The organism is Microbulbifer sp. A4B17, from assembly GCF_003076275.1.
Classification (GTDB): Bacteria; Pseudomonadota; Gammaproteobacteria; order Pseudomonadales; family Cellvibrionaceae; genus Microbulbifer.
The window spans coordinates 2794872-2819432 of sequence record NZ_CP029064.1 but is presented as its reverse complement, the minus strand read 5'-3'; the positions used below and the strand labels follow the sequence as shown (position 1 = coordinate 2819432).

21 protein-coding genes are annotated in these 24561 nt (G+C 49.9%); 15 read left to right on the top strand and 6 right to left on the bottom strand.

Annotated elements, in window-relative coordinates; translation table 11 throughout:
• Positions 1 to 33: 33 nt before the first annotated feature.
• The 3 genes from asnS to BTJ40_RS12535 form a co-directional block, all read right to left on the bottom strand.
• The gene (asnS, locus tag BTJ40_RS12545) at positions 34 to 1440 is read right to left on the bottom strand and encodes an asparagine--tRNA ligase (RefSeq protein WP_108733416.1); all 1407 of its coding nucleotides are present in this window, start codon (positions 1438 to 1440) and stop codon (positions 34 to 36) included.
• A 195-nt stretch (positions 1441 to 1635) separates the two neighbouring features.
• Entirely contained in the window at positions 1636 to 2109 is a 474-nt protein-coding gene (locus BTJ40_RS12540; protein ID WP_108733415.1) for a murein L,D-transpeptidase family protein, read from the bottom strand.
• 269 nt (positions 2110 to 2378) lie between these two features.
• Entirely contained in the window at positions 2379 to 2675 is a 297-nt protein-coding gene (locus BTJ40_RS12535) for a hypothetical protein (protein ID WP_108733414.1), read from the bottom strand.
• A gap of 247 nt (positions 2676 to 2922) precedes the next feature.
• On the opposite strand from BTJ40_RS12535, the gene BTJ40_RS12530 reads away from it, so the two are divergent.
• The 5 genes from BTJ40_RS12530 (at position 2923) to BTJ40_RS12510 (ending at position 8348) form a co-directional block, all read left to right on the top strand.
• Entirely contained in the window at positions 2923 to 4557 is a 1635-nt protein-coding gene (locus BTJ40_RS12530; protein WP_108733413.1) for an alpha/beta-hydrolase family protein, read from the top strand.
• A 51-nt stretch (positions 4558 to 4608) separates the two neighbouring features.
• Complete coding sequence (locus BTJ40_RS12525; protein WP_108733412.1) at positions 4609 to 5850, top strand: lipoprotein-releasing ABC transporter permease subunit; 1242 nt, start codon at positions 4609 to 4611, stop codon at positions 5848 to 5850.
• Between the two features lie 72 nt (positions 5851 to 5922).
• Entirely contained in the window at positions 5923 to 6675 is a 753-nt protein-coding gene (lolD, locus tag BTJ40_RS12520; RefSeq protein ID WP_108733411.1) for a lipoprotein-releasing ABC transporter ATP-binding protein LolD, read from the top strand.
• Positions 6668 to 7927 carry a lipoprotein-releasing ABC transporter permease subunit gene (locus BTJ40_RS12515; RefSeq protein ID WP_108733410.1) on the top strand — a complete coding sequence of 420 codons (1260 nt, stop codon included), beginning with the start codon at positions 6668 to 6670 and terminating at the stop codon, positions 7925 to 7927. The genes lolD and BTJ40_RS12515 overlap by 8 nt, the downstream gene beginning before the upstream one ends.
• A 13-nt stretch (positions 7928 to 7940) precedes the next feature.
• The gene (locus BTJ40_RS12510; protein ID WP_108733409.1) at positions 7941 to 8348 is read left to right on the top strand and encodes a hypothetical protein; all 408 of its coding nucleotides are present in this window, start codon (positions 7941 to 7943) and stop codon (positions 8346 to 8348) included.
• On the opposite strand, the gene BTJ40_RS12505 is transcribed toward BTJ40_RS12510, so the two are convergent.
• Positions 8345 to 8869: a DUF2062 domain-containing protein gene (locus tag BTJ40_RS12505; RefSeq protein ID WP_108733408.1), complete on the bottom strand. Its 525-nt coding sequence runs from the start codon at positions 8867 to 8869 to the stop codon at positions 8345 to 8347. The genes BTJ40_RS12510 and BTJ40_RS12505 overlap by 4 nt on opposite strands.
• Before the next feature lie 312 nt (positions 8870 to 9181).
• On the opposite strand from BTJ40_RS12505, the gene BTJ40_RS12500 reads away from it, so the two are divergent.
• The 6 genes from BTJ40_RS12500 to BTJ40_RS12475 all read left to right on the top strand — a co-directional run bounded on the left by BTJ40_RS12500 (position 9182) and on the right by BTJ40_RS12475 (position 19153).
• Entirely contained in the window at positions 9182 to 9862 is a 681-nt protein-coding gene (locus BTJ40_RS12500) for a GntR family transcriptional regulator (protein ID WP_108733407.1), read from the top strand.
• 3 nt (positions 9863 to 9865) lie between these two features.
• The gene (gene prpB, locus BTJ40_RS12495; RefSeq protein ID WP_108733406.1) at positions 9866 to 10744 is read left to right on the top strand and encodes a methylisocitrate lyase; all 879 of its coding nucleotides are present in this window, start codon (positions 9866 to 9868) and stop codon (positions 10742 to 10744) included.
• A gap of 88 nt (positions 10745 to 10832) precedes the next feature.
• Positions 10833 to 11960, top strand: a complete 1128-nt coding sequence (gene prpC / locus BTJ40_RS12490; protein WP_108733405.1) for a 2-methylcitrate synthase — start codon at positions 10833 to 10835, stop codon at positions 11958 to 11960.
• Between the two features lie 126 nt (positions 11961 to 12086).
• The gene (gene acnD / locus BTJ40_RS12485) at positions 12087 to 14684 is read left to right on the top strand and encodes a Fe/S-dependent 2-methylisocitrate dehydratase AcnD (protein ID WP_108735260.1); all 2598 of its coding nucleotides are present in this window, start codon (positions 12087 to 12089) and stop codon (positions 14682 to 14684) included.
• Positions 14685 to 14687: 3 nt separating this feature from the next.
• On the top strand, positions 14688 to 15866 hold the full coding sequence (gene prpF / locus BTJ40_RS12480) for a 2-methylaconitate cis-trans isomerase PrpF (RefSeq protein ID WP_108733404.1): 1179 nt from the start codon (positions 14688 to 14690) through the stop codon (positions 15864 to 15866).
• Between the two features lie 647 nt (positions 15867 to 16513).
• Complete coding sequence (locus BTJ40_RS12475) at positions 16514 to 19153, top strand: TonB-dependent receptor (protein WP_108733403.1); 2640 nt, start codon at positions 16514 to 16516, stop codon at positions 19151 to 19153.
• Positions 19154 to 19293: 140 nt separating this feature from the next.
• On the opposite strand, the gene BTJ40_RS12470 is transcribed toward BTJ40_RS12475, so the two are convergent.
• Complete coding sequence (locus BTJ40_RS12470) at positions 19294 to 20130, bottom strand: DUF4349 domain-containing protein (protein WP_108733402.1); 837 nt, start codon at positions 20128 to 20130, stop codon at positions 19294 to 19296.
• 199 nt (positions 20131 to 20329) lie between these two features.
• Here BTJ40_RS12470 and BTJ40_RS12465 point away from each other — a divergent pair, with 199 nt between their 5' ends.
• Positions 20330 to 20575, top strand: a complete 246-nt coding sequence (locus BTJ40_RS12465) for a DUF2164 domain-containing protein (protein ID WP_108733401.1) — start codon at positions 20330 to 20332, stop codon at positions 20573 to 20575.
• A gap of 58 nt (positions 20576 to 20633) precedes the next feature.
• Here the strand turns inward: BTJ40_RS12465 and BTJ40_RS12460 are convergent, their stop codons facing one another.
• Positions 20634 to 21566, bottom strand: a complete 933-nt coding sequence (locus BTJ40_RS12460) for a DMT family transporter (protein ID WP_108733400.1) — start codon at positions 21564 to 21566, stop codon at positions 20634 to 20636.
• A gap of 103 nt (positions 21567 to 21669) precedes the next feature.
• Between BTJ40_RS12460 and BTJ40_RS12455 the strand changes: the two genes are divergently transcribed.
• The 3 genes from BTJ40_RS12455 to BTJ40_RS12445 all read left to right on the top strand — a co-directional run bounded on the left by BTJ40_RS12455 (position 21670) and on the right by BTJ40_RS12445 (position 24541).
• Positions 21670 to 22575 (top strand): LysR family transcriptional regulator, encoded by a 906-nt coding sequence (locus tag BTJ40_RS12455; protein ID WP_108733399.1) that lies wholly within the window; start codon positions 21670 to 21672, stop codon positions 22573 to 22575.
• Positions 22576 to 22693: 118 nt separating this feature from the next.
• A complete protein-coding gene (locus tag BTJ40_RS12450; RefSeq protein WP_108733398.1) occupies positions 22694 to 23296 on the top strand; it encodes a nitroreductase family protein in 603 nt (200 codons plus the stop codon).
• Positions 23297 to 23728: 432 nt separating this feature from the next.
• Positions 23729 to 24541, top strand: a complete 813-nt coding sequence (locus BTJ40_RS12445; RefSeq protein WP_108733397.1) for a NosD domain-containing protein — start codon at positions 23729 to 23731, stop codon at positions 24539 to 24541.
• Positions 24542 to 24561 lie beyond the last annotated feature (20 nt).

Below are 24561 nucleotides of genomic sequence, written 5' to 3'. Positions count from 1 at the left end.
TAAAAAAAAGCCCCGCGTAGCGGGGCTATTTGATTAGAACGAAATATTCTTGGGGGTGCGCGGGAAGGGGATAACATCGCGGATGTTGCCCATTCCAGTCACGTAGGACACGATGCGATCAAAGCCGAGACCGAAGCCTGCGTGGGGCACTGTGCCGTAGCGGCGCAGGTCGCGGTACCAGTCCAAATGCTCCTTGGGTACATTCATCTCGTCCATACGCTCATCGAGCTTTTCCAGGCGCTCTTCACGCTGGGCGCCACCGATAATTTCACCAATGCCCGGTGCCAAAACGTCCATAGCGGCAACAGTCTTGCCGTCGTCGTTCATGCGCATGTAGAAGGCCTTGATGTCCTTGGGATAGTTCATCACGATAACCGGCTTCTTAAAGTGCTTCTCAGCCAGGTAGCGCTCGTGCTCAGAGGCCAGGTCGATACCCCAGGATACGGGGAATTCGAACTTCTCTTTGCAGTTTTCCAGGATCTCAATCGCTTCGGAGTAGTTGATGCGGGCGAAATCGTTATCGACGATGTTTTCCAAGCGACTGATAGCCTCTTTGTCGATGCGCTGGGCGAAAAAGGCCATATCGTCGGCGCGCTCTTCCAGTACCGCCTTGGAAACGTACTTCAGCATTTGCTCGGAGAGGTCGGCCACATCTGCCAGGTCCGCAAAGGCGACTTCAGGCTCAACCATCCAGAATTCTGCCAGGTGGCGAGTGGTGTTGGAGTTTTCTGCACGGAAGGTTGGACCGAAGGTGTAAACCTTGGACATAGCCAGGCAGTAGCTTTCTACGTTTAACTGGCCAGATACGGTGAGAAAGCTCTCCTCGCCGAAGAAATCCTTGCTGTAATCCACAGCACCCTTATCAGTGCGTGGCAGGTTTTCCATATCCAGAGTGCTGATCCGGAACATCTCACCGGCACCTTCACAATCAGAAGCGGTGAGAATTGGGGTGTGCACGTAGAGGAAGCCGTTCTCGTGATAGAAACGGTGGATAGCCTGGGCGATACAGTTGCGCACGCGGGCGACGGCACCACTGACATTGGTACGCGGGCGCAGGTGTGCGTGCTCGCGCAGGTGCTCCATGGTGTGGCGCTTGGGGGACATGGGATAGGTGTCCGGATCTTCCACCCAACCTACAACCTGGACTTCAGTGGCAAGCAGCTCGATAGACTGTCCCTTGCCCTCGGATGGCTTGATAGTGCCGAGGATATCTACCGCGCAGCCGGTAGTCAGACGTTGCACTTCTGATTGGTAATTGTGCAGATGATTCTCTGCTACTACTTGAATTGGATCGAAGCAGCTGCCGTCGTGTACGGCCAGGAAAGAGAGGCCGGCTTTAGAGTCGCGGCGTGTCCTGATCCAGCCCTGAACGCGGACTTCTTCGCCCTCGCGACCACTGGATTTCAATAGGCTATCTACGGATTCGACTTTTACTGTCATTTTCTATCGGTTTCTCGTTAGTCCGGAAGGTGGTGTTCTGCCAGCTTGCCTAAAAGTTGACCAACCACCAAGGTGAAGTTACGGCGGGCATATTGACTGGTTGTAGAGGGGAAATCCAGTCCCTTGGTAATTGGGGGGCTGAATATCCCTGCAATGTTCTCTTGGACCCTTTAGGGTCTGTCTGGTACAGATATGTCACCAGTGGATTTCAATGGGAGTACCGGTTTGCACGAGTAGCATAAATTCATCCATCTCGTCGTTGGCAAGGGCAATACAGCCATCGGTCCAGTTAAAGCGCTGGGTGAGCGGGGCGAGCCAGCCGAGTCGGTTGCGCTGGCCGTGTACCATTATGAATCCACCTGGGGAGACTCCTCGGGCTTCAGCCTGGGCGCGGTCTTCGGCATTGGGGTAGGAGATATGCATTGCCCGATAATAGGATGAGTCTTCTTTTTTGTAGTCCAGGGTGTAGCGCCCCTCGGGTGTTTTTTCATCGCCCTCTTGCCGTTTGTGTCCCTGGGGTTGTCCGCCAAAGGCTACGTGGTAGCTCTTGATAATTTTATCTCCGTTGAGCAAGTGCATCCTGTTTTGCGATTTAATAACTTGCACCAGAGTGACTTCTGCCTGGGCAAAACTGGCTAATGCTAAAAAAAGGATGACGATATAACGCACAACTTTCTACTCCATTTGAAAGTGGTCGAGCCCGGTTATCGTGAACTTGCTTTACCTATTCTGGAAAAGAGGGGGGTTCGCGTGGCTTGTCTTGGTGGCACTATAAACCGCTGACGGTTAGTTTTTAGGTGGACTGGGCTCTTACCTGCTACCCAGGGGTTGCTGAACCCACTTTTGCGGAGAAAATTTTGAATGATCTTTTTTGTACGGAGGGGAACAGCTAGAGGGCAGGCAGCTCAAGTTGAGTGCCTGCCGGGAAATTTTCATGATCAGCCGCTGGGTTTTTTGACGGTATGCAAAACAGTGTCCTGCTCAAAGAAGACGTAGAAATCATTGTATTCCCAGCGAGTGATGGCTGGCTCGCCAATTGGCCCCTGGATACCGAGAGGCTCTCCCAGGCGCGAGGTGACATCATCTTTTTTTAACCCACGGACTTCTTCAATGGTGAGTTCCCCACCCTGGGTGCCTACGGGTACCTCTATTGTTGTCGCCTGGACGCCAAAAGAAAGGAGTAGGGCCATTGAGCCAGCGAGACAATTCAATCCGCTGCGGAGTCTGCTGAACATTTTTTGTTCTCCGATTTAGATGTTCCATTAGCCGTCCCATTAGAACAGAATTTCCGCCAAAGCTCCTGTTTTTCTTCACGTTTTAACGCCATAACCGGAGAAAAATACGCCTATCCAAGTGATTAGGTGCCAATTGGTTAAGTTTAAATACTGGTAAGGTTATGGCGCTGAGTTTTGTGTCGATCAAACACAGAAATGGGGTTAGGGCTAGGCTGATAGTTGGGCTTGGTTTGTCGAGCGGATAAGAATGAGGCTGGTAAAAACTTTTTCAATCCTCGGTCTGCTTATCGGCTCCATCTGTTTTGCCCTTTCTTTGACTCCATCTCTTATTCCTCGCAGTAGCCCTATGCAGGGGCTCTTGGCCGGTGTGGCATTTACTTTTGGCTATGCATTGGGTGTTTTCATTTGTTGGTTCTGGAAGTTCCTGAAAATTCCTAATTTACCCGTAACGCCCTGGCAGCGACGTACGTTTGATCGTTCCGTGTTGATTTTCTGTGCTCTCCTGATATTCGCGTTTCTTTGGCAGGGTGTTTATTGGCAAAACTCTATTCGCGCATTGATGGGAATGGAGCCTGTGACGACTATAGGACCAATAACTGTCGCTGCAGTCGCACTGTTTACTTTTTTTGTTTTCTGGTTGCTGGGCAAAGGGTTCCAGCGTGTTATGCGCCTTGTAGCGGGTTATGTTGAGCAGCATGTGCCGGAACGTGTGGCGCTGCTGGTAGGGGTGGTTGCTGCTGTTCTGCTTTACTGGGGCTTGTTTACCGGGGTGCTGCTGAATGCGGGCCTGGATGTTATTTCGTCTATCTATCAGCGCTTCGATGACGCTGTCGCAGCGAATATTGTGCAGCCAAAAAACCCGGATAGTCCGGGAGGGGCAAATTCGTTAGTTAACTGGAAAGGTATCGGGCACCAGGGACGCCGTTTTTTGACACTTGGACCAGCAGTTGAGGACATACAGGAAGTGGCAGGTTCTGCAGTCCAGCCTATAAGAGTTTTTGTTGGGCTTGAAAGTGCTGAGACACCGTTAAAGCGCGCACAACTAGCTCTTGAGGAATTGAAGCGGGTGGACGCATTCAAGCGTGAGATCCTATTGGTGGCAACACCAACCGGTGCTGGTTGGGTAGACCCGGGTGCTGTCAATTCCCTTGAGTTTCTATACCGGGGAAACACGGCGATTGTTGCTACTCAATACTCGTATTTGCCCAGCCCTATCGCACTGATGGCGGATGACTCAGAGGGGCTCGAATCGGCGAGAACACTGTTTAAAGTAATTTATGATTATTGGACGGAGTTGCCGGCTGAAGATCGCCCGAGAGTTTATTTGTTCGGTCTTAGCCTTGGGGCTCAGTTATCCGAGGATTCTTTCGACTTCTACGATATTGTTGATGACCCAATCGATGGCGCACTGTGGGCGGGCCCTCCATTGGGAGATGGTATTTGGAGTCGGATAGTCAATAATCGTGATCCTGGCACACCTGCCTGGCTGCCTATCTACAAGGGGGGAGAAGTTGTTCGTTTTGGTAACCAGTACGGCGGATATATTGGCAGTGAGCCCTGGGGGGAATTCAGGATTGTATTTCTCCAGCACGCCAGTGATCCCATCGTGTTTTTTCGTGTGCGCTGGGCGATTGAGAGGCCGGACTGGCTGAATCACCCCCGGGGGCCGGATGTGTCGCCTGATCTTGAATGGTACCCATTGGTCACAGGTCTGCAGCTATTGGCAGATTTGAATGTAGGTTTAGCTCCTCTGTCTTTTGGCCATCGATATACTCCAAAGGGTTACACTATGGCTTGGGTCGCCATGACGGAGCCTGATGGCTGGGATGAAGAGACCCTGGAGCGGCTGAATAAGAAGCTCAAGACCTACAACGTGCGGTAAACTTGCCTAAATCTTTGGATTTCCTGACGTTTTTCCGTTTAAATCGGCCCTATGCTAAAACCTGTTCCCCTTTTTATTGGCTTGCGATACGTGGCTGCCCGCCGCAGACAGCAGTTTATATCTTTCATCAACGGCTTCTCCCTGCTGGGGATGGCTCTTGGTGTTCTTGCTTTGATCGTTGTAGCTTCTGTTATGAACGGCTTCGATCGTGAGCTTAAAACCCGAATCTTGAGTGTTGTACCTCACGGCTTTGTTGAGAGGGAAGGCGGCCTTGTGGACTGGCAGGAGCCCGCGCGGCAGCTGGAAGCACAGCCCCATGTCGAGGCAACGAGTCCTTTTGTGAATGGCTATGCCCTTTTGAGTGCCCATGGGAGCAGTCACGGCGCTCAATTCCAGGGTGTGGAGCCCCGGGCGTTGCGCAAAGTGTCGACAGTTGGCGAACATATGGTGATGGGCAACCTGGATCTGCTGGAGCCCCGCAGCTACCGGGTGGTTTTGGGGAGAATCCTCGCTCACCAGCTCAATGTAATTCCCGGAGACTCGGTAATCCTGACGCTGCCGGAAGTGGCTGTCACGCCGGCGGGTATATTTCCTCGCACCAAACGTTTTACCGTTGCTGGCGTTTTCTCTGTGGGTGCGCAGGTGGATCAGAATGTTGCACTGATCAATATTGAAGATGCTGCTCGCTTGACCCGTATGAGCGGCAAAGTCCAGGGGTTACAGCTGCGTTTTGACGATATGGATAATGCGCTGGGTCGAGTTGCCGTTTATGCAAATGAGCTTGGCGAAGGGTTTCAGGGTGAAGACTGGGGGGATTCCCAGGGAAGTCTTTTTCAGGCGGTGAAGATGGAGAAGACAGTTGTCACACTGATGCTGATGATTATTGTCGCGGTAGCCGCATTTAATATTGTCTCGGCGCTGGTGCTGATGGTTGCGGATAAACGCTCCGATATCGCCGTATTGAGAACGTTGGGGCTGACTTCGCGCCAGATTATGGCGGTGTTTGTGATCCAGGGGAGTGCTATAGGAATTATCGGCGCCTTCTCCGGCGCTCTACTGGGCATCCTCATAGCGATGAATCTGACCGAGATGGTGACCTGGATTGAGTCAGTGGTAGGCGCAAAGATCTTTGACCCCCGAGTTTTCTTTGTCAGTTACCTGCCATCTGAATTTCGTGTTGGCGATGCGGTAGTGGTGCTGACGGCGGCAATTTGTATGAGCTTGCTGGCAACCATATTTCCCGCTTGGCGGGCGGCACAGATTGAGCCGGCGGAAGCTCTCCGTTATGAATAAATTTGTATAAATCCATGGTCGATCTGTTTGATCGGCGCGATTTATAGATGTTGAGAGACAGCGAATAGATTGATGAACAGTCGAGTGGAAATAGATACGGAAAAAGCGCGGCCAGCACCGGCCCCGGGTGATGCTGTTTTGGCTTGCCGGCAATTGCGCAAGCACTATCGCCAGGGAGGCAGGGACCTGGAGGTCCTGAGTGGCGTCGAACTGGAGGTTAAGCGGGGAGAAAAATTGGCTATCGTCGGTGCTTCCGGCTCCGGCAAGTCGACTCTCCTCAACTTGCTCGGCGGCCTCGATACCCCCAGCTCCGGTGAGGTTTGGGTATCGGGGAAGAATCTTGCCGATCTCAATGCCAATGAGCGCGGGTGGTTGCGCAACAGCAGTCTCGGTTTCGTATATCAGTTTCACCATCTGCTGAACGAGTTTTCCGCTTTGGAAAATGTCGCTATGCCGCTGTTGATCGGCAAGCGCTCTGTCGCTGACGCCCGCAAAGAGGCCCAGGCGATGCTCACGGCGGTTGGGCTTGGCGAGCGAATGGGTCACAAACCATCCCAGCTTTCCGGTGGCGAAAGACAGCGAGTAGCTATTGCCCGGGCATTGGTGACAAGGCCCGCCTGTGTATTAATGGATGAGCCTACCGGTAACCTGGATAGGGCGACGGCGGCAGAAATTCACAAGCTGATGGACCGCTTGAATCAGGAAATGGGCATCAGTTTTGTGATCGTTACCCATGATCCTGATCTTGCGGCGGCCTTGGATCGCTGTCTCCATTTGATTGATGGGCAGTTAACCGCTGACTGGCACCAGGGTGACCATGTTTAAGCCACTTCCCGCCTTTATTGGATTGCGTTACGCCGGAGCCCAGCGCCGAAACGATGATTCGGCCGGTTTGGTGTCATTTATTTCCGGATTATCGATGATCGGCCTGATCCTCGGTGTTGCCCTGATGATTGTGGTGATGTCGGTAATGAATGGTTTTGATCGGGAGTTGCGCGAGCGGATTCTGGGGATTATGCCCCATGTCACTATTTATAACGCCAGCCCCGATGTGGATTGGAGTCAGGTGCGCCAACAGGTGGTTTCCGATCCGGCCGTTCTCTCTGCGGCTGAAGTGTGGCAAGTCAATGCACTGGCCAGGCGTGGTGCCGAGGTGACGCCGCTGTTGGTGCAGGGAGTTAATCCGGAGACGATTACCGAAGTCTCCAATATCGGAGACTTCCTTAAATCCACATCCTTCGATGCTCTGGTTAATCCGTCAGAGCCAGGTGTGGTCCTGGGTAAAGGTATTGCGGAAAAATTGGGTGTTGAGGCCGGTGACTACCTCTCCCTGATAGTACCGAACAACGATAGCGCCACCGGCGCGCGCAGGGCTGCCCGGGTTGCCGGGTTTAAGGTGGCTGAGGTTTTTCACTCCGGCACGGTTTTGGATCAGTCCCTTGCTCTGGTTTCGTGGCAGCAGGCCAAGGCCCTTGCTGGAGGCAGTGGTGGGGCAGGGGTCCAGTTACGGGTCGATGAAATGCTTGAGGCCAACTGGATTATGCGGCGCCTTTTGCAGGAACTGCCCCGTGGAAATTTCTACGGTACTGACTGGAGCCGAACCCACGGTAATCTCTATCAGGCTATCCAGATGTCCCGTAATCTGGTGGGGCTGCTGGTGTTTCTGATTATTGCTATTGCCGCTTTCAATGTGGTTTCTACTCTGGTGATGGTGGTTATCGATAAGCACAGCGATATCGCCATCCTTCGCACTATGGGGGCCAGTACCCGACAAATCCTGCTGACGTTTGTGAGTCAGGGAGCCTTGGTTGGGCTTGTGGGTGCTGTGGTCGGTGGTGCATTGGGGGTGCTGGGCTCTCTGACGGTCACCAATTTGGTGGCGGGGCTTGAGTCAATGCTGGGCATTCAATTTTTAAAGTCCGATGTGTATCCCGTGGATTATCTGCCGTCCCAGTTGGTGTGGGGAGATGTGGCCCTGGTAGTGGCTGCGGGCTTTGTGCTCAGCCTGTTGGCAACGTTATATCCGGCCCTTAAGGCCAGCCAGGTGCAGCCGGCAGCGGCTTTGCGCAATGAGTAATTAGGGTAGGGGTTTGAAAAAGGGCGCTGCTTTTCGCAGATACCTGCCAGTGCCCGCTGCGGTTTTGGCTTGGGTTTTGGCCGCTTGCTTTACTTTGCTGCTGGATGAGTGGCATTTGCTGACCTTTTGTCCGTCAGATATGCGTGATGGCTCGGTTTGTTATGAAGAGGGTTGGGAGATCTGGTCCGCCTGGATTGTTGCTCTTGGGGCAATAGTTTCAGCGTTTATGGTGGTATGCGTGGCAGTCCTGGCTGCGGCAACCGCCAAAATCAAAGTGGCTCATCGAGCTTTTCTTGTCGGTACTGTCGCAGCCTCAGTGCTGGGGTTTTTTACTGAATATTACCTGCAGGCACTGCTGGCAATCGCCTCAGGGGCATTTGCCTGCTGGGTCGTACATCGAATTTTCAGCGGGAAGCATTAACTGACGGCTGACCGCCTTTGGATTCGGAGTTTCCATCTCTTCACAACATGCCAGCGCCATAGGGCGCGCATTGCAAAATAGGCAAGCGTTGCAAAGAATGCCCCGGCAATCAGTGAGCCGGTAAATAATGGCAGCCAGATTTTCCCGACTTCACTGGTCAGCCATTCCCAAGATAGTTCTATGCTGAAATCCACTGGTGGTGTTCCCAGAACCCATGCACCGAGCTTGTAAGTGCTAAAGAAAATGGCCGGCATGGTAATCGGGTTACTGATCCAAACAAGAATCATCGACAGAGGCAGGTTGCAGCGCAGCCAGAGTGCGAGCAGGGCGGCAATGACCATTTGCCCCGGCAGTGGGAGGAAACTGGTAAATACGCCAACTGCAAATGCGACCGATACTGAGTGTCGGTTCAGGTGGAAAAGGTTGGGGTCGTGGAGAAGAGTCCCCAGAAATTTGAGGCCGTTGTTGGCTCTAACTTCTTCGGGGCTTGGCAGCCATCGCCTGATAATACTCTTCGGCATAACTCTGTCTGTAACCTGGGTGGTGGCAGCCTAAAACAAGCGCTGTTCCGAGGCCTGGATATTCTTTCTGTGGGTTTTTCCCTAAGCCCCAAATAAAGCATAGAGCGCTCGCTTTAGTCGAACAGGCTCATCTGGCGCGGGCGCTATTATGCCCACTTAAGCATGGCAAGACTACTGCTCTGTTGAAAGTCACCCATTTTGCCCTACTGTCAACAATCCTTAATGTTTACACCGATTTTTCGGCGGTTGACGGGACAATGCTGGTGATTTAATGTCTGCCCCCTTAAAGATTGTCGACAATCCAGGTTTTACATGACTGTAGTTGGTACTACCGGTTCAGCTTCGGAGGAACGCCAAAGCCTGGCTGAGCGTTTATTTCTGACTTTGCGCGCTGAAATTGTGGAGGGGCAAATTGCCTCTGGCAGTAAAATTAGCGAGCCGGAACTGGCGCGCCGCTTTAATGCCAGTCGCGGGAGTTTGCGCGAAGCTGTGATGCGCCTGGAGTCTCTGGGGCTGCTGGAACGCAAGGTCAATGTAGGGGCCCGGGTTGTAGAGTTAAGTGAGCGCGGTTTGCTGGAGCTCTATGAAGTTCGTGAAGCTCTGGAGGGTATGGCTTGCCGTTTAGCGGCAGAGCAGCGCACCGAGGAAGACCTGATTGAGTTGCGCCAAATGCTCTATCACCATGAACAGCAGGAAGAGTTGCAGGCCGGTAAGGCGTATTTCCAGCCGGAAGGGGATTTCGACTTTCATTTCCGCATAGTGCAGGCATCAAAAAATGATCTCCTGATCGACACCCTATGCAATCGACTTTATTACCGTGTTCGTATGTATCGCTACCAGTTGGGAATGGCCAGTCCCAGGGCTCAGCGGGCATTTCGCGAGCACAACCATATTATTGAAGCCATTGAGGCAGGGGATGGAGAGCTGGCAGAGCTGTTGATGCGCCGGCATATCCGCGCCTCAAGAATAAACATTGAAAAGAAACTGAGGTAGAGCATGAGTCAAAAGCCTTCTGCTGGCGCACGTTTCCGTGCTGCACTCGCCGAGAACCAACCGTTACAAGTGGTTGGAACCATTAACGCCTATTTCGCCATTATGGCTGAACGTATTGGTCACAAGGCGATTTACTTATCTGGAGCTGGTGTCGCTAACGCCTCCTATGGCCTGCCAGATTTGGGTATGACCAGCCTCGACAATGTGCTGGAAGATGTTCGTCGAATTACTGGCGCCAGTGAATTGCCGCTGCTGGTGGATATTGATACTGGCTGGGGTGGCGCTTTCAATATTGCTCGCACCATTAAAGAAATGATCCGTGCTGGTGCCGCTGCGGTACACATCGAAGATCAGGTAGCGCAAAAGCGCTGTGGCCACCGCCCCAACAAAGAGATTGTCTCCAAGCAGGAAATGGTCGATCGCATTAAGGCGGCAGTGGACGCACGCACCGATGATGACTTCTTTGTGATGGCCCGCACCGATGCCTTTGCGCAGGAAGGGCTCGACGCAGCCATTGAGCGTGCCCAGGCCTGTATCGAGGCTGGAGCAGACGGCATCTTTGCGGAAGCCGTAACTGAATTGGAGCACTATCGTGCCTTTAAAGATGCGTTAAATGTGCCGATTTTGGCCAATATTACCGAATTTGGTAAAACCAAGTTGTATAACGCCAAAGAGTTGGGCGAAGCGGGCGCAGATATCGTACTGTATCCACTGTCGGCATTCCGTGCGATGAACCGCGCGGCGGAAAACGTATACACCAGCATTCTGCAAAATGGTGATCAACAAGCTGTTGTCGATACCATGCAGACCCGTGAGGAGCTGTACGATTATCTGAATTATCACGAGTTTGAGCAAAAGCTGGACGAGCTTTTCAACAAGTAAGGATGGGTTTCCCGGGCCTTGTGTCCGGGGATTCGCATTCAATTGGATGAACACATCAAGTGTGTGCAAAACAGGGGAGATAAAGAAGATGGTAGATAAAGCATTGGGTGGTGCCGGTCTACGTGGTCAGGTTGCGGGTAAAACTGCACTGTCTACGGTGGGCAAATCCGGTTCCGGCCTGACTTACCGTGGTTACGATATCAAAGATCTGGCTGAGCACTGTCAGTTTGAAGAAGTGGCTTACCTGATTTTCTACGGAGAGTTACCTACTAGCGGTCAGCTTGCTGAGTACAAGGCGGTGTTAAAAAGCATGCGCGGCCTGCCGCAAGCGCTGAAAGAAGTTCTTGAGCGCATCCCCGCTGATGCCCACCCGATGGATGTAATGCGTACCGGTTGCTCCATGCTGGGTAACCTGGAAGGTGAAGAGTCTTTCGCCCAGCAATTGGAAAAAGCCAACCGTCTGTTGGCTGCTTTCCCATCCATAATCTGCTACTGGTACCGTTTCACCCACGACAATGTGCGTATTGAAACTGAAACCAATGATGACAGCATCGGCGGGCACTTCCTGCATATGCTGCGCGATGAAAAACCCAATGCACTGCATGAGCAGGTCATGAATGTTTCCCTGATCCTGTATGCAGAGCACGAGTTCAACGCGTCGACTTTCACTGCGCGAGTGTGTGCATCCACTCTGTCCGACCTGTTTAGCTGTATCACTGGAGCCATCGGCACCCTGCGTGGTCCACTACACGGTGGTGCTAACGAAGCGGCGATGGAAATGATCGAGCGTTTCTCCAGCCCGGATGAAGCAGAAAAAGAACTGCTGGGTATGCTGGAGCGCAAGGAAAAGATTATGGGTTTTGGACATGCGATTTACCGCGAGTCCGATCCACGTAATGTGATCATTAAAGCCTGGTCTGAAAAACTGGCTGAGGATGTCGGTGATACTGTGCTGTACCCGGTATCTGTTCGTTGTGAAGAAGTAATGTGGCGTGAGAAAAAATTGTTCTGTAATGCAGACTTCTTCCACGCTTCCGCTTATCACTTTATGGGTATTCCCACAAAGTTGTTTACCCCGATTTTTGTAATGTCCCGCGTTACCGGCTGGGCTGCACATGTATTCGAGCAGCGCGCTGATAACCGCATTATTCGCCCGAGTGCGGAGTACGTAGGTGTTGAGCCCCGTACAGTAACTCCAATCGCTGAGCGCGGTTAATTTTCATTTCACTTTTGAAATGAGGCACACCCGGTGTGCCGGCTCCAGGTTGCCTTTGGTGAGTGGCCTGGAGCCACCCTCAGAAGAGACACGATTTTAAAAAAAGATTCGACTGATTTACCTGCTATGAATACTGATTACCGCAAATCACTGCCCGGTACAGACCTCGATTATTTCGATACCCGAGCCGCTGTTGACGCGATCCAGACCGGAGCCTATGCCAAACTGCCGTATACCTCACGTATTCTGGCGGAAAACCTGGTGCGTCGCTGCGAGCCGGCAAAACTGACCGACTCCCTGAAACAGATTATTGAGCGCAAGCGCGAGTTGGACTTCCCTTGGTTTCCAGCCCGGGTTGTGTGCCACGACATCCTCGGCCAAACTGCGCTGGTAGACCTAGCCGGTCTGCGCGATGCCATTGCCGATAAAGGCGGTGATCCCGCCAAGGTAAATCCAGTGGTTCCCACCCAGTTGATTGTGGATCACTCCCTCGCGGTAGAGCACCCCGGCTTTGAGAAGGATGCTTTTGAAAAAAATCGTGCGGTAGAGGAGCGTCGTAACGAAGATCGCTTCCACTTTATCAACTGGACCAAAACCGCATTTGGAAACGTCGATGTGATTCCCCCCGGTAACGGCATCATGCACCAGATCAATCTGGAGAAAATGTCTCCGGTGGTGCAGGTGCGCGAGGGCGTGGCCTTCCCGGATACCTGTGTCGGTACCGACAGCCACACGCCGATGGTAGATGCTTTGGGTGTGATTTCTGTGGGTGTTGGCGGCCTGGAAGCTGAGAGCGTGATGCTCGGCCGCGCCTCTTATATGCGTCTGCCGCATATTGTTGGAGTGGAGCTCACCGGAAAGTTGCAGCCGGGTATTACTGGTACCGACTTGGTATTGGCTCTCACTGAATTCCTGCGCCGCGAGCGCGTGGTCGGAGCCTACCTGGAGTTTTACGGTGAGGGGGCTTCCAACCTGACCCTGGGCGATCGCGCCACTATTTCCAATATGACTCCGGAGTATGGCGCTACTGCGGCCATGTTCTCTATCGATGAGCAAACCATCGACTACCTCAAACTCACCGGCCGCGATGATGAGCAGGTAGCTTTGGTAGAGAAGTTTGCCAAGGAAACGGGCCTCTGGTCCGACACCTTGAAGGATGCCGAATACGAGCGTGTACTGAAGTTTGACCTGGACACAGTGGGTCGCAACCTTGCTGGCCCCTCCAACCCCCATGCGCTTCTGCCGGCTTCGGAACTGGCTAATCGCGGTATCGCTAAAGCCTGGGAAGAGAAAGCCGGTGAGATGCCCGATGGTGCTGTGATTATTGCCGCGATTACCAGCTGCACCAATACCAGTAACCCGCGCAATATGATTGCCGCAGGCCTGATTGCCCGCAATGCGAACAAGCTCGGCCTGACCCGCAAGCCCTGGGTCAAGTCCTCCCTGGCACCGGGCTCCAAAACGGTAAAAATGTATCTGGAAGAGGCTGACCTGCTACCGGATCTGGAGCAGATGGGCTTTGGCGTAGTGGCTTTCGCTTGCACTACCTGTAACGGCATGAGCGGTGCCCTGGACCCGAAAATCCAGCAGGAAGTGATCGACCGCGACCTGTATGCAACCGCTGTCCTGTCCGGAAACCGCAACTTCGACGGTCGTATCCACCCCTATGCCAAGCAGGCTTTCCTGGCTTCACCGCCACTGGTCGTTGCCTACGCTATTGCCGGCACCATCCGGTTCGATATTGAAAAAGATGCGCTGGGATACGATGCCGATGGCAACCCGATTACCTTGAAAGATATCTGGCCCAGCGATGAAGAGATCGATGCGATCGTACGTCAGAGCGTGAAGCCACAGCAGTTCCGCGATGTGTATATTCCCATGTTCGAAGAGCGGGATGCCGCAGAAGAGCAGGGCCACGCACTCTACGACTGGCGCCCGATGAGCACCTATATCCGCCGTCCACCTTATTGGGAAGGTGCCCTGGCAGGCGAGCGCAGTTTGAAGGGCATGCGCCCGCTGGCGGTGCTGGGTGACAATATCACTACCGACCACTTGTCTCCGTCCAATGCCATTCTGGCCAGCAGTGCTGCTGGTGAATACCTGGCTAAGATGGGATTGCCGGAGGAGGACTTTAACTCCTACGCGACCCACCGAGGCGACCACCTCACTGCCCAGCGTGCAACTTTCGCTAACCCGAAGTTACTCAACGAAATGGTGCGCGATGATAACGGCGAGATCCGTCAGGGCTCCCTGGCTCGTGTCGAACCGGATGGGCAGGTTACCCGTATGTGGGAAGCCATCGAGACTTATATGGATCGCAAGCAGCCACTGATTATCATTGCAGGCGCTGATTATGGGCAGGGCTCTTCTCGTGACTGGGCTGCGAAAGGTGTGCGCCTTGCCGGTGTGGAGGCGATTGTGGCCGAAGGCTTCGAGCGAATTCATCGCACCAACCTGATTGGCATGGGTGTATTGCCGTTGGAGTTTAAGCCGGGCACTACCCGTGAAACCCTGGGTATCGACGGTACCGAGAATTTCGATGTAATCGGTGAGCGCACTCCTCATGCCACGCTGACCTTGCTTATCCACCGCGCTAATGGTGAGACGATTGAGGCTCCTGTTACATGTCGCCTGGATACCGCAGAAGAAGTTTCCATTTATGAGGCTGGGGGTGTTTTGCAGCGCTTTGCCAAAGACTTCCTCGAAGCAGAAGCGACGGCCTGAGTTATGAAGTTTGCTCCTCAAGTAAAAATCCCCGCGACTTACATGCGCGGGGGAACCAGCAAGGGTGTTTTCTTCCGCTTGCAAGACCTGCCCGAAGTTGCCCAGGTACCCGGGCAGGCCCGTGACAACCTGCTGCTGCGCGTGATTGGCAGCCCGGATCCCTACGGTAAGCAAACCGACGGTATGGGTGGCGCTACTTCAAGCACTAGCAAAACGGTAATTTTATCGCCCAGCGATAAAGCCGATCACGATGTGAACTACCTTTTTGGTCAGGTTTCCATCGATAAGCCGTTTGTTGATTGGAGTGGTAACTGCGGCAATCTCACCGCCGCCGTGGGTGCCTTTGCGATCAATAGCGGTTTTGTAGAGCCCGCCAGAGTGCCAGAAAATGGCATCTGCACCGTGCGCATCTGGCAGGCCAATATTGGCAAGACCATTGTTGTTCATGTACCTATGACCAATGGTGAGGTGCAGGAAACCGGAGACTTTGAGCTGGACGGTGTGACTTTTCCTGCGGCTGAAGTGGAAGTGGAATTTATGGACCCCGCCGACGGTGAGGGTGCCATGTTTCCTACCGGTAACCTGGTCGATGATCTTGAAGTGCCCGATGTAGGTGTGCTCAAGGCCACTATGATCAATGCCGGCATTCCCACGATTTTTGTCAATGCAGAAGATATTGGCTATAACGGCACTGAATTGCAGGATGCCATTAATGGTGACAGCAAAGCACTGGCGATGTTTGAGAGTATTCGCGTTCACGGTGCGGTAAAGATGGGATTGGTTTCTACCATTGAAGAAGCTGCCAATCGCCATCACACCCCTAAGATTGCTTTTGTCGCTAAACCGCAGGATTACGCTGCATCCAGTGGTAAGGCAGTGGCATCTTCCGAGGTCGACCTCCTCGTGCGCGCTTTATCTATGGGCAAGTTGCACCATGCCATGATGGGCACGGCAGCAGTAGCCATTGGTACCGCCGCGGCGATTCCGGGCACATTGGTCAACCTTGCAGCTGGCGGGGGGGAGCGGAATTCTGTTTGCTTCGGCCACCCATCGGGTACCTTGCGTGTGGGTGCTGAAGCCAATGAGGTCGATGGGCAGTGGACAGCAACCAAGGCAATCATGAGTCGTAGCGCCCGAATCCTGATGGAAGGGTGGGTGCGAGTACCGGGCGATAGCTTTTAGGCTCTGCGGAGCTTCTGCATAGAGGGGCCTTCCGGCCCCTTTTCTTTTCCCGTCTCTTTATGTTCTTACATAAACCGCATATCAAAAGCATAAATATAATTGGGAATTTTGTTTCTAATTTTATTTTTTATTTGGGTTTTATATCTAAGATTTATTTTTTTCAGGCATTTTAGTAAATACGTTTCCTGAGGTTTATTCATATTTTAAATAGGGCTGTAAAACTAAGAATTAATAGTGTCTTTTTATCCTTGCAGGACAGCTCTTGGCTTAAGAGTCACATCTAGTCCCCCCCAAATGTGGCCTTTATAGCCCGGGGAACGTATATTTAAGGTCTGCTGTTGGGATGCGAGGCGTTGGGAAAACAAGCGGGTATATTTTAAAATAAACTCCCAATATTCGTAGAGAGCTGGTGTATATGTCCTATGGTACCGGCGCTTGATTGACTTGTTGGTCGGCACCGGGTGACAACAAATTGTGAGCTAGTCCTATTTGTCCTAGTCGCGACCCGCTCTATCGTATCTGAGTTTCTTACGTCCCTTCTTTTTGAGATTTTAGCCTAGCCGCCGTACTGCCGACGGCCCTCTGGGATGGCCATGCATTAAAAAATAAATGTGGCTTTCCTTTTGCAGCAGATTGGAGAGACATCAATGAGAATTAAAAAACCACTTACCTTTGCAATTGCAATGGCAAATGTCGCGGTAGTGTCGGCTTGGGCTCAGGAAGAAAGCCAACAGGATGATGATTGGGCGTTGGAAGAGGTGACGGTTACCGCAACCAAGCGTGAAACTAACCTGATGGAAACCCCCGTAGCGATCAGTGCATTTACTCAAGAAGAGCTGGATCGACAAGGGGTAAAAAACGTAAAAGACTTGGGGAATACAATCCCTAATGTTGATATCGGCTACGACGCTTCCCAGTCTTCCCCCGTGATTTCTATGCGCGGCGTGCGTTCTACTAATACTACGGAATTTGGTGATCCAGCCGTTGGCTTGCACTTTGACGGTATTTACTCGTCCCGTCCGCAGTCTGCTATGGCAATGATGTTTGACTCTGAAAGGGTAGAGGCCATGCGTGGGCCCCAGGGTACCCTTTACGGACGTAACTCCACAGTAGGCGCGATCAATGTTATTTCAAAAAGACCGGTAATCGATGAGTTTGAAGGTTCCGTAGGCGTTGAGCTTGGCCGTTGGAACCAAGAGCTGGTTAAGGGTGTTATTAATATCCCGGTTTCAGACACCTTTGCTCTTCGTGCATCCTTTATGGATGAAACGCGGGATTCCTACCTGACTGGTTACTACGATGCTAATCAGTATGACAACCGCTATATTAATGCGGATAGTATTGGAGCGACCGCGCTTTCAGATGATGCTGAGCGCACCTTTACCCAGAATGGTAATTGGTGGGCATCTGAGGATGTCTCCCTGGTAAAAGCCGATCCTGAAGATTTTTATGGCAATGTTGACCAACAGGCAGTGCGTCTTGGTGCCTTGTGGGAGCCAACAGAAGATATCTCTTGGTATGCTGTTGCGGAGCATTATCAGGACAGTAGTGCGGGTGGTATTAACACTATTGACTGCGATAAGGCTGATGAACGTGAAGATGGCGTAAACTGCGAAACCTATTACGGTTCTGGAGCCGATGAGTATACGGTAGCTGTAAACGTTCCCGGTGAACTTGATCTCACCATGACTTCGCTTCGGTCTAATTTCCGTTGGGATTTCAGTGATACCATGGCTTTTGTTTATAACACGGGTTACGCAGTTCAAGAGCGTAGTAACCTGATTGATGTAGATGCAGGTCGCAATACCTGGGATATGAGTATGAGTATTACTGACTCAGAAAATGTCTCTTATTCTCATGAATTACAGCTGCAATCAACTGGAGATGGCCCCCTTCAGTGGATTACAGGTTTATTCTACTTCCATGAGACTACAGATCTGAATGGCTACTTCCTTGCATCACTTGATAATGCGACATTTTGGGATCAACCGGATAGGACAATCGAAGCCAGTGCTGCATTTGCACAGGCTACTTATGATCTTACCGATGTTTTACATTTAACAGTTGGCGCACGTTATACCAAAGATAAGAAGAGTGACGAGGGCGGCTACAATTTAAGCTGTGTCCGAGATTGGTCCGCTGATACTGAAACAACTGGGGAATATGGTTGCTTCCCTGCATATGACCAAGCCCTCTTTAATGAGTTGTCTACAGATTACTTTGTCGATAGTTCAATTTACACTGCCATTGCGCCTAATGATGCTAGTGATGACTGGGAAAATACAGACTTCCGTATCGGTATAGATTACGATTTAACTGATGAGGTAATGCTCTATTCGTATATTGCATCAGGATTTAAGTCAGGTGGCCTTGGAGACACGATAATTCAGTACGAGCAAGATGCCGATACTGCTGAATATATCTTGGATAGCGATGGCAACCGTATCATTCAACGAGAAATCAGTACCAACTACGATGAAGAAACGGTTATAACCTGGGAGCTGGGTGCAAAAGGTACATTCCTTGATGGTCGATTGAATCTTGCTAGCACATTTTTTCTTTCAAAATATAAGGATATGCAGCTGGCTGCACCGGATACGGCATATACCTATTATGTTGAGGAGCGAGATGAAGAGGGTAATTTAACAGGCGAAGTTACCACTGAGCCTTATGTAATTTATCTCACCAAAAATGCTGCCAGAGCAGACATCATGGGGTTGGAGCTTGAGTTTGACTGGGCCCCATACCCGAATGGCCGAATCAGTGGTTTTGCTACCTGGATGCAAACAGAGATTACCTCTGATTTCTGGAACCGCTGGAACTTCAATAACCAGTCTCTGTTTGAGATTGATGATTGGGGTGCAGCTCACGACAATAGTAATGAAGAGTTGTACCGCAACCTGAAGGGCAATGAGCTGCCGGTATCACCGGAGTTCAGCTTCACCATCAATTACGATCACACCTTTGAGCTGGCTCATGGTGGAGCAATTATTCCGTTTATCGGAATTCACTGGGAAGATGAGTCTTACCTGACCTACTGGAATGTTGATAAGCATGACTTCCCAGTTGGTGATACTTCTGCTTATGATGATAGCCGTGATTCCTTCTGGATGATTAATGCATCTATCAAATATGTGAGCCCGGATGATCAATGGAATATTGAAGCCTACGGCAACAATATAACTGATGAGGTTGTTCCGTATTATGCAGATGGAAGTGATGGTCTCGTATCTGGACCATTCTCTACTCCAATGAGCTACGGTGTACGCTTTAACTACAACTTCTAAGTAGTTACAGTACTTCCTAGTAAAAAGCCGAGCCATTTTGGGTGGCTCGGCTTTTTTATATCTGGCGTGTGGTGTTGGTACCTCTAGAAAGTGGTTTAATTCTGTTAAAAAGCTCTTACTAAGTTGGATTATATAAGCTGCTAACTTCTGGTTTTACGCCAGATTATGCGAATCAGATAAAATAAAAACAGGACGATAAGTGTCCAGGGAAAAAGGTATGCGATTGCAGTGATTGCCTCAGATAGCCCGTCAGACAAGTTTTCACCAAAGTGAGATAGGGAGTCTGATATGGGGTTCCAGAAAGAAGTGTAAGATTTTGAGTGTAACTCAACTTGAACTACATCCATCTGAGTTCGCTTGAGCAGTTTAGCTTTTTTCCCCTGTGAATACTCAATATCAGATTGTACCGATGCTAACTTTTCAGCAACCTTGATTAGTGTGTCGATATCACTGGCAGATTTTTGTTCCAGTTCTATAAGTCTCGATTGATACTGGAGTAACATTTCAAGGCGCTTTTGGTTGTCGATAATGACATCTTGTAAATCTTCTGCTTTGGTTTCTCGTTGTATCACTCCTCCTTGCTCTGATGCCAGATCAATGATTTTATCGACCCCGGTGGGGTGGATTCTAAGGTGAATCCTTCCGTAGGGCTTTTCATCATTACTGAGACTAGAATGCAATATAGTGCATTTTTTCTCCATCTCTTGTTGGCAGAGTAATTGGAGTTTGTGGAATACAGGTTCAACCTCTTCAGCAGGTAGTTCAGTTGTCAGGAAGTGTTCGTAAGCAATATATTCACCTCGCTCTCCTTGATTGACCCCTGTGATAGGTTCCGGGAACCGGATATCTGCAACTACCTTACTGGAAGCGCGAGCATTGTGGTTGTATGAGGTTACTGAGCTTTCGCTGCCTGATTCGGAGCAGCCGTAGTTACTACACAATATGAATAAGGCAAGTAAGTAGTTAAAGAGTCTCATTTAGATCCTATTTTATTTTAGTTAATCCGAATATATTTGAATCTAACACCCTTCGTTTTGCTAATAAAGATTAGCATCGGTGTGCATGTTGTTATTTGGAGTTGTGTATCTGGGTTTCATTAACGGGCTGAATATTTGTGTTATTCTCCTGCGAGTTTGGGTGTTTGTTCTAAATCTGTGTGTTGGTGGAAAATAAGTAATGTCTACAATAGAGCTGGAAGAAAGACGTAAATTAGAGCTAATCGAAAAGGTTAGGGGTTATCTGTCTAAAGAATTTGAGCTGGAAATTGGCGGTTTTGAAGCGGAGTTCTTTATTGATTTCCTTGCAAAGGAGATGGGGGCTGGGTTTTATAATCAAGGTTTGCACGATGCTCAGGTAATAGTGTCCTCTAAGTTGGAAGATATTTCTGATGCAATTTATGAGATAGAAAAGTCTGTCGATTAGAAATACAGTCCTTATTGATGGCAGTACGATTCTATCTCTTGAGAGTTTTTCAGCGATATTAGTTCTTAGGTTTTTCTGCCTGGATAAATAGCATGGCTGTAAAAACCAAAACTATTCCTGGTATAAACTTGATATTAAAGTTTGCCATTTCCATTACTATGGCCACTATTAGTACAAATATCGGATTCAAAAAACTATATGCCGCAACTTTGGTTGCCCCGATCCTTAATGTGCTGAATTGCAGAAGGAAAAAACTGATTAAAGTTGAGAATAAGGCTAAATAGAACAGCCCGCCGTAAGTCTCGGTGGGTATATTTCGCCATTCTATATGGTTCAAATTTGGAAAAGAGAGCAATAGTAGCCAGAGGGCGCTAAATAGAATAACCCAGAATGTCATGACCTCTGCAGGCTCCCCTGAGTAAACTCTCTTGATAAGTGGGTTATATAAGCTGAGCGATATAGCACCTAAGGTGAATATCCAGTCTCCTTTGTTTAGGTCCAGTGTTATTGCTGTAGTAATACTCCCCTTAAACACTATCCAAGCCGCACCCAGTGTTCCAAGGACTAGGCCGATGATTTTTCGGGTGTTGCTTCGCTCACCATTGATGATCAAGGCAAAGATGGCAGTCATTGCCGGAACGGTTGTAAAAAGGGCGCCGGTATTCACTGCGGTCGTGTATTTCAGTGCTTCAAACATGCACCAGAAAAAGATAACTAATGGGATGCTGAGTAGTGCATAGCCGAGTAGTTTTTTGGGTTGAGGCAGATGGAGCCCGTGCTTTAAGAATATAAATGGTGCAAATAACCCTGTCGCAATTAAGAACCGAACCATCATCATGGAATCCGCCGGGAGTGAATCGGCGATTAACTCACCTACGGGAAATGAGCCGGCGACCAGTAGTGTGCTAAGTATCATCAGGCAGTGAACCCACCATAGTGATGTGTTAGCGCTTGCGGTTGATGGGTTTAATCCCCTGGTAAGTTCACTCATGCTTCTCCCCTCTATCTGCGAGAGATAAGTGTATGTCGTTTCTGGTAAACTGATAATCCAGCATTTTAGACACTTACTGTTGAGGAGAAGGAAACAGTCACTTATGGAGACAATTTCAGCGATTCCAATATTTGTGACTGTGGCAGAAACCGGTGGCTTCTCCCCGGCGGCAAAGTTACTTGGTATCTCAAAGTCAGCGGTAAGCAAGCGGGTTACCCAGCTGGAATTGCAGCTTGGGGTGAAGCTTTTGCACAGAACTACGCGAAAGTTGAGCCTGACGGAGGTCGGGGAGCATTTTTATGAGCACGCGCGTATTTCTTATAAAGCGGCCAGAGATGCTCAAGACGCGGTTATGCAGTTACAGGGTGAGCCCCGGGGTCGCTTGCGGATAAATGCTCCTATGTCTTTTGGCAGACTGCATTTGGCTCCGTTAATTCCTGTATTTCTGAAGCGTTACCCCGAAATCAGTATTGATATGGTACTGGACGATAAAGTTGTAGATTTGGTGGGGGAAGGCTTTGATATCGCCATTCGCGGTGGTGACCTTCCCGATACTAGCCTGATTGCCCGCAAACTTGCACCTCTGAAAAGTATACTCTGTGCGTCACCTGACTACTTGAAGGAATTCGGAGAGCCCACAGAACTGGAGCAGTTGAGTGCCCATAATTGCCTGATTTTTACTTATTCCAGGGATGTGAAAGAGTGGGGTTTTATCAAAGATAATCACTTACATACCATCGAGGTGAAGGGTAACTACCAGGTAAATAATAGCGAGGCACTGCGGGAAGCTCTTCTTCGAGGGGTAGGAATTGGCCGCTTACCTACCTTCGTAGCTGGACCAGATATTGAGGCTGGAAAGCTAATTCCTCTATTCGAGGAGTACCAGATGCCTGCCAAGTCTATCTATGCGGTTTTCCCTGAGCGACAGTTTATGCCAGCCAAAGTCCGCGCCTTTATAGACTTTGCAATAGAGTACTTTGGTGGTGATACACCTTATTGGGATCGGTAAACTGTTAACTTTTTGTCAACAATAATTCTCTAGGACAACCCATTATCAACTATAAGGAAACCTAATAAGCTTCTTCTCATCGACATTCAATCAACGAACAATAGTCAGAGAGAAACTTATGGAATTGTTTAAAGCAGTTGAATCCCGCCGCTCGGTAAAGCATTTCGATGTCACCGCAGAGATGCCCGCCGAGGACTTTACCCGCCTGGTCCAGGCGACCATGTTGTCGCCGACTTCATACAATATTCAGCACTGGCGCTTCCTGCGCATCACCGATATTTCCCTCCGCAGCCAGCTTAAAGATGCAGCCTGGGGGCAGCAGCAAGTAGAAGGTGCTTCTGAGTTGATCATACTTTGTGCAGATATTAATGCCTGGAGCGACCGGCCGGAGCGGTACTGGGCCGATGCGCCGAAAGAGGCCCGGGATGTGCTCGTACCAATGCTAACTGAGTTTTATAAGGGTAAGGAGCAGTTGCAGCGGGACGAGGCCATTCGAAGCTGTGGATTGGCGGCACAAACTATGATGCTCGCTGCAAAATCTATGGGATATGACACAGGTGCATTGGTTGGGTTTGATCCTGAGAGGGTTGCTGAGCTGATTAATTTGCCCGAAGGTTATTTGATCGGGATGATGATTGTGATTGGAAAAGCGGCAAAAGTTGCGAATGGGCGTGGTGGGCAGCTGCCGATAGATGAGGTCTTGTTTGAAAACACGTTTTGAGTTTTTGTTGCGGTAAATCTTCCCAGGTCATTTGCCGCGTTAGAATCAGTATCTAACTAAATCGGAATATTAGCTGTTTTTATAAGTATTAAATAAATTTAGCTTGAGGTCATGGTGTTTTAAGATATATCTTGTTTGATTTTTAACGTTCACATACGCGGGACAATTTTTTACTGTTAAATTATAGAGAGCTTCTTACCTAGCTATTTATTCGTTCAGTTCAGAATTTTTTGCTTTTTATAAAAGGCTTGGCGGCGGGGTAAGTTTGGCCATATTCAGTTGGGAATTAATAACTGGCAATAATTTCCCTGTGCTTTATTTAATATTCCTACTTTGCGAAATAAGAAAAATTTCTTATGGTTCTTTTTGAAGCCTGGACCAAGCTTAGGCAGGTCTGGGCTTTGGCAAGTAGCAGGGTAGGAAGTATTGGATATGAAGGTATCAGGCAATTGGTTTATTGAGCGAATAGCTATTTTTGTATTTGTTTTTAGCGCATTTTTGCCCATCAGCGCTAAAGCTGTGGATTGCGGTGACATAGTTACTTTGGCTGAGGTGTTGGACCAGAGCCTCAGCTGTACAACAAATCCCGCTGTCACAGTAGTAGGGCCGGGAAGCCTGGACTTAAACGGCTTTACAGTAAGTTGTAACGGATCTGGTGTAGGTATCCGGCTAGAGGGAACGGCTGCAAACCTGACAGGTGGGGCCTTACAGGATGGTGTGATCACTAACTGTGGTGCAGGTATGGTTGTGCTTGGGGACTTCCATAATATTGTTGGCGTGAATGTCATGGATAACCAGAGTCTGGGCATCTTATTCCCTGCAAATAACAGCAACTTGATTCAGTCAGTTATCATAAATAATGCAGGTGTGGGTGTTGTTGTCACAGGCATTAACAATAATGTCTCTTATAATGAAGTGGGACAAAATGAATTTGAAGGCATTCGATTGGAGGATATAGCCAGTGGCTCTGTAGTTGTAAATAACCACGTCTATTCAAGCCTAAATTCAGGTATCGTAATCGAATCTTCCAATAATTTAATTGCACAAAATTTTGTAGAGGATAATGGTCCAGGGGACGCAGGTATTTATATGCCTGCTTTGGGGCAATCAGGTAACAGGATTTTAGGAAATCAAGCAGAGAATAACCTTGCTTTTGATTTGCAAGATCTGAACTCTGCACCTTGCCTGAACACTTGGATAGGCAATGTGTTTGATACTTCAGATGGGGTTTGTGTAGATCCTTGATGATTCGAGTTGGGTAACCA

What these genes read in the sequence shown, in the direction of transcription:
- acnD (WP_108735260.1), top strand. Translation starts at nt 12,087, where the DNA reads ATGAATACTGATTACCGCAAATCACTGCCCGGTACAGACCTCGATTAT.
- BTJ40_RS12460 (WP_108733400.1), bottom strand. Translation starts at nt 21,566, where the DNA reads ATGAGTGAACTTACCAGGGGATTAAACCCATCAACCGCAAGCGCTAAC.
- BTJ40_RS12445 (WP_108733397.1), top strand. Translation starts at nt 23,729, where the DNA reads ATGAAGGTATCAGGCAATTGGTTTATTGAGCGAATAGCTATTTTTGTA.
- BTJ40_RS12530 (WP_108733413.1), top strand. Translation starts at nt 2,923, where the DNA reads ATGAGGCTGGTAAAAACTTTTTCAATCCTCGGTCTGCTTATCGGCTCC.
- BTJ40_RS12475 (WP_108733403.1), top strand. Translation starts at nt 16,514, where the DNA reads ATGAGAATTAAAAAACCACTTACCTTTGCAATTGCAATGGCAAATGTC.
- BTJ40_RS12470 (WP_108733402.1), bottom strand. Translation starts at nt 20,130, where the DNA reads ATGAGACTCTTTAACTACTTACTTGCCTTATTCATATTGTGTAGTAAC.
- BTJ40_RS12515 (WP_108733410.1), top strand. Translation starts at nt 6,668, where the DNA reads ATGTTTAAGCCACTTCCCGCCTTTATTGGATTGCGTTACGCCGGAGCC.
- BTJ40_RS12500 (WP_108733407.1), top strand. Translation starts at nt 9,182, where the DNA reads ATGACTGTAGTTGGTACTACCGGTTCAGCTTCGGAGGAACGCCAAAGC.
- BTJ40_RS12450 (WP_108733398.1), top strand. Translation starts at nt 22,694, where the DNA reads ATGGAATTGTTTAAAGCAGTTGAATCCCGCCGCTCGGTAAAGCATTTC.
- BTJ40_RS12535 (WP_108733414.1), bottom strand. Translation starts at nt 2,675, where the DNA reads ATGTTCAGCAGACTCCGCAGCGGATTGAATTGTCTCGCTGGCTCAATG.
- lolD (WP_108733411.1), top strand. Translation starts at nt 5,923, where the DNA reads ATGAACAGTCGAGTGGAAATAGATACGGAAAAAGCGCGGCCAGCACCG.
- BTJ40_RS12525 (WP_108733412.1), top strand. Translation starts at nt 4,609, where the DNA reads ATGCTAAAACCTGTTCCCCTTTTTATTGGCTTGCGATACGTGGCTGCC.
- prpC (WP_108733405.1), top strand. Translation starts at nt 10,833, where the DNA reads ATGGTAGATAAAGCATTGGGTGGTGCCGGTCTACGTGGTCAGGTTGCG.
- BTJ40_RS12505 (WP_108733408.1), bottom strand. Translation starts at nt 8,869, where the DNA reads ATGCCGAAGAGTATTATCAGGCGATGGCTGCCAAGCCCCGAAGAAGTT.
- prpF (WP_108733404.1), top strand. Translation starts at nt 14,688, where the DNA reads ATGAAGTTTGCTCCTCAAGTAAAAATCCCCGCGACTTACATGCGCGGG.
- prpB (WP_108733406.1), top strand. Translation starts at nt 9,866, where the DNA reads ATGAGTCAAAAGCCTTCTGCTGGCGCACGTTTCCGTGCTGCACTCGCC.
- BTJ40_RS12465 (WP_108733401.1), top strand. Translation starts at nt 20,330, where the DNA reads ATGTCTACAATAGAGCTGGAAGAAAGACGTAAATTAGAGCTAATCGAA.
- BTJ40_RS12455 (WP_108733399.1), top strand. Translation starts at nt 21,670, where the DNA reads ATGGAGACAATTTCAGCGATTCCAATATTTGTGACTGTGGCAGAAACC.
- asnS (WP_108733416.1), bottom strand. Translation starts at nt 1,440, where the DNA reads ATGACAGTAAAAGTCGAATCCGTAGATAGCCTATTGAAATCCAGTGGT.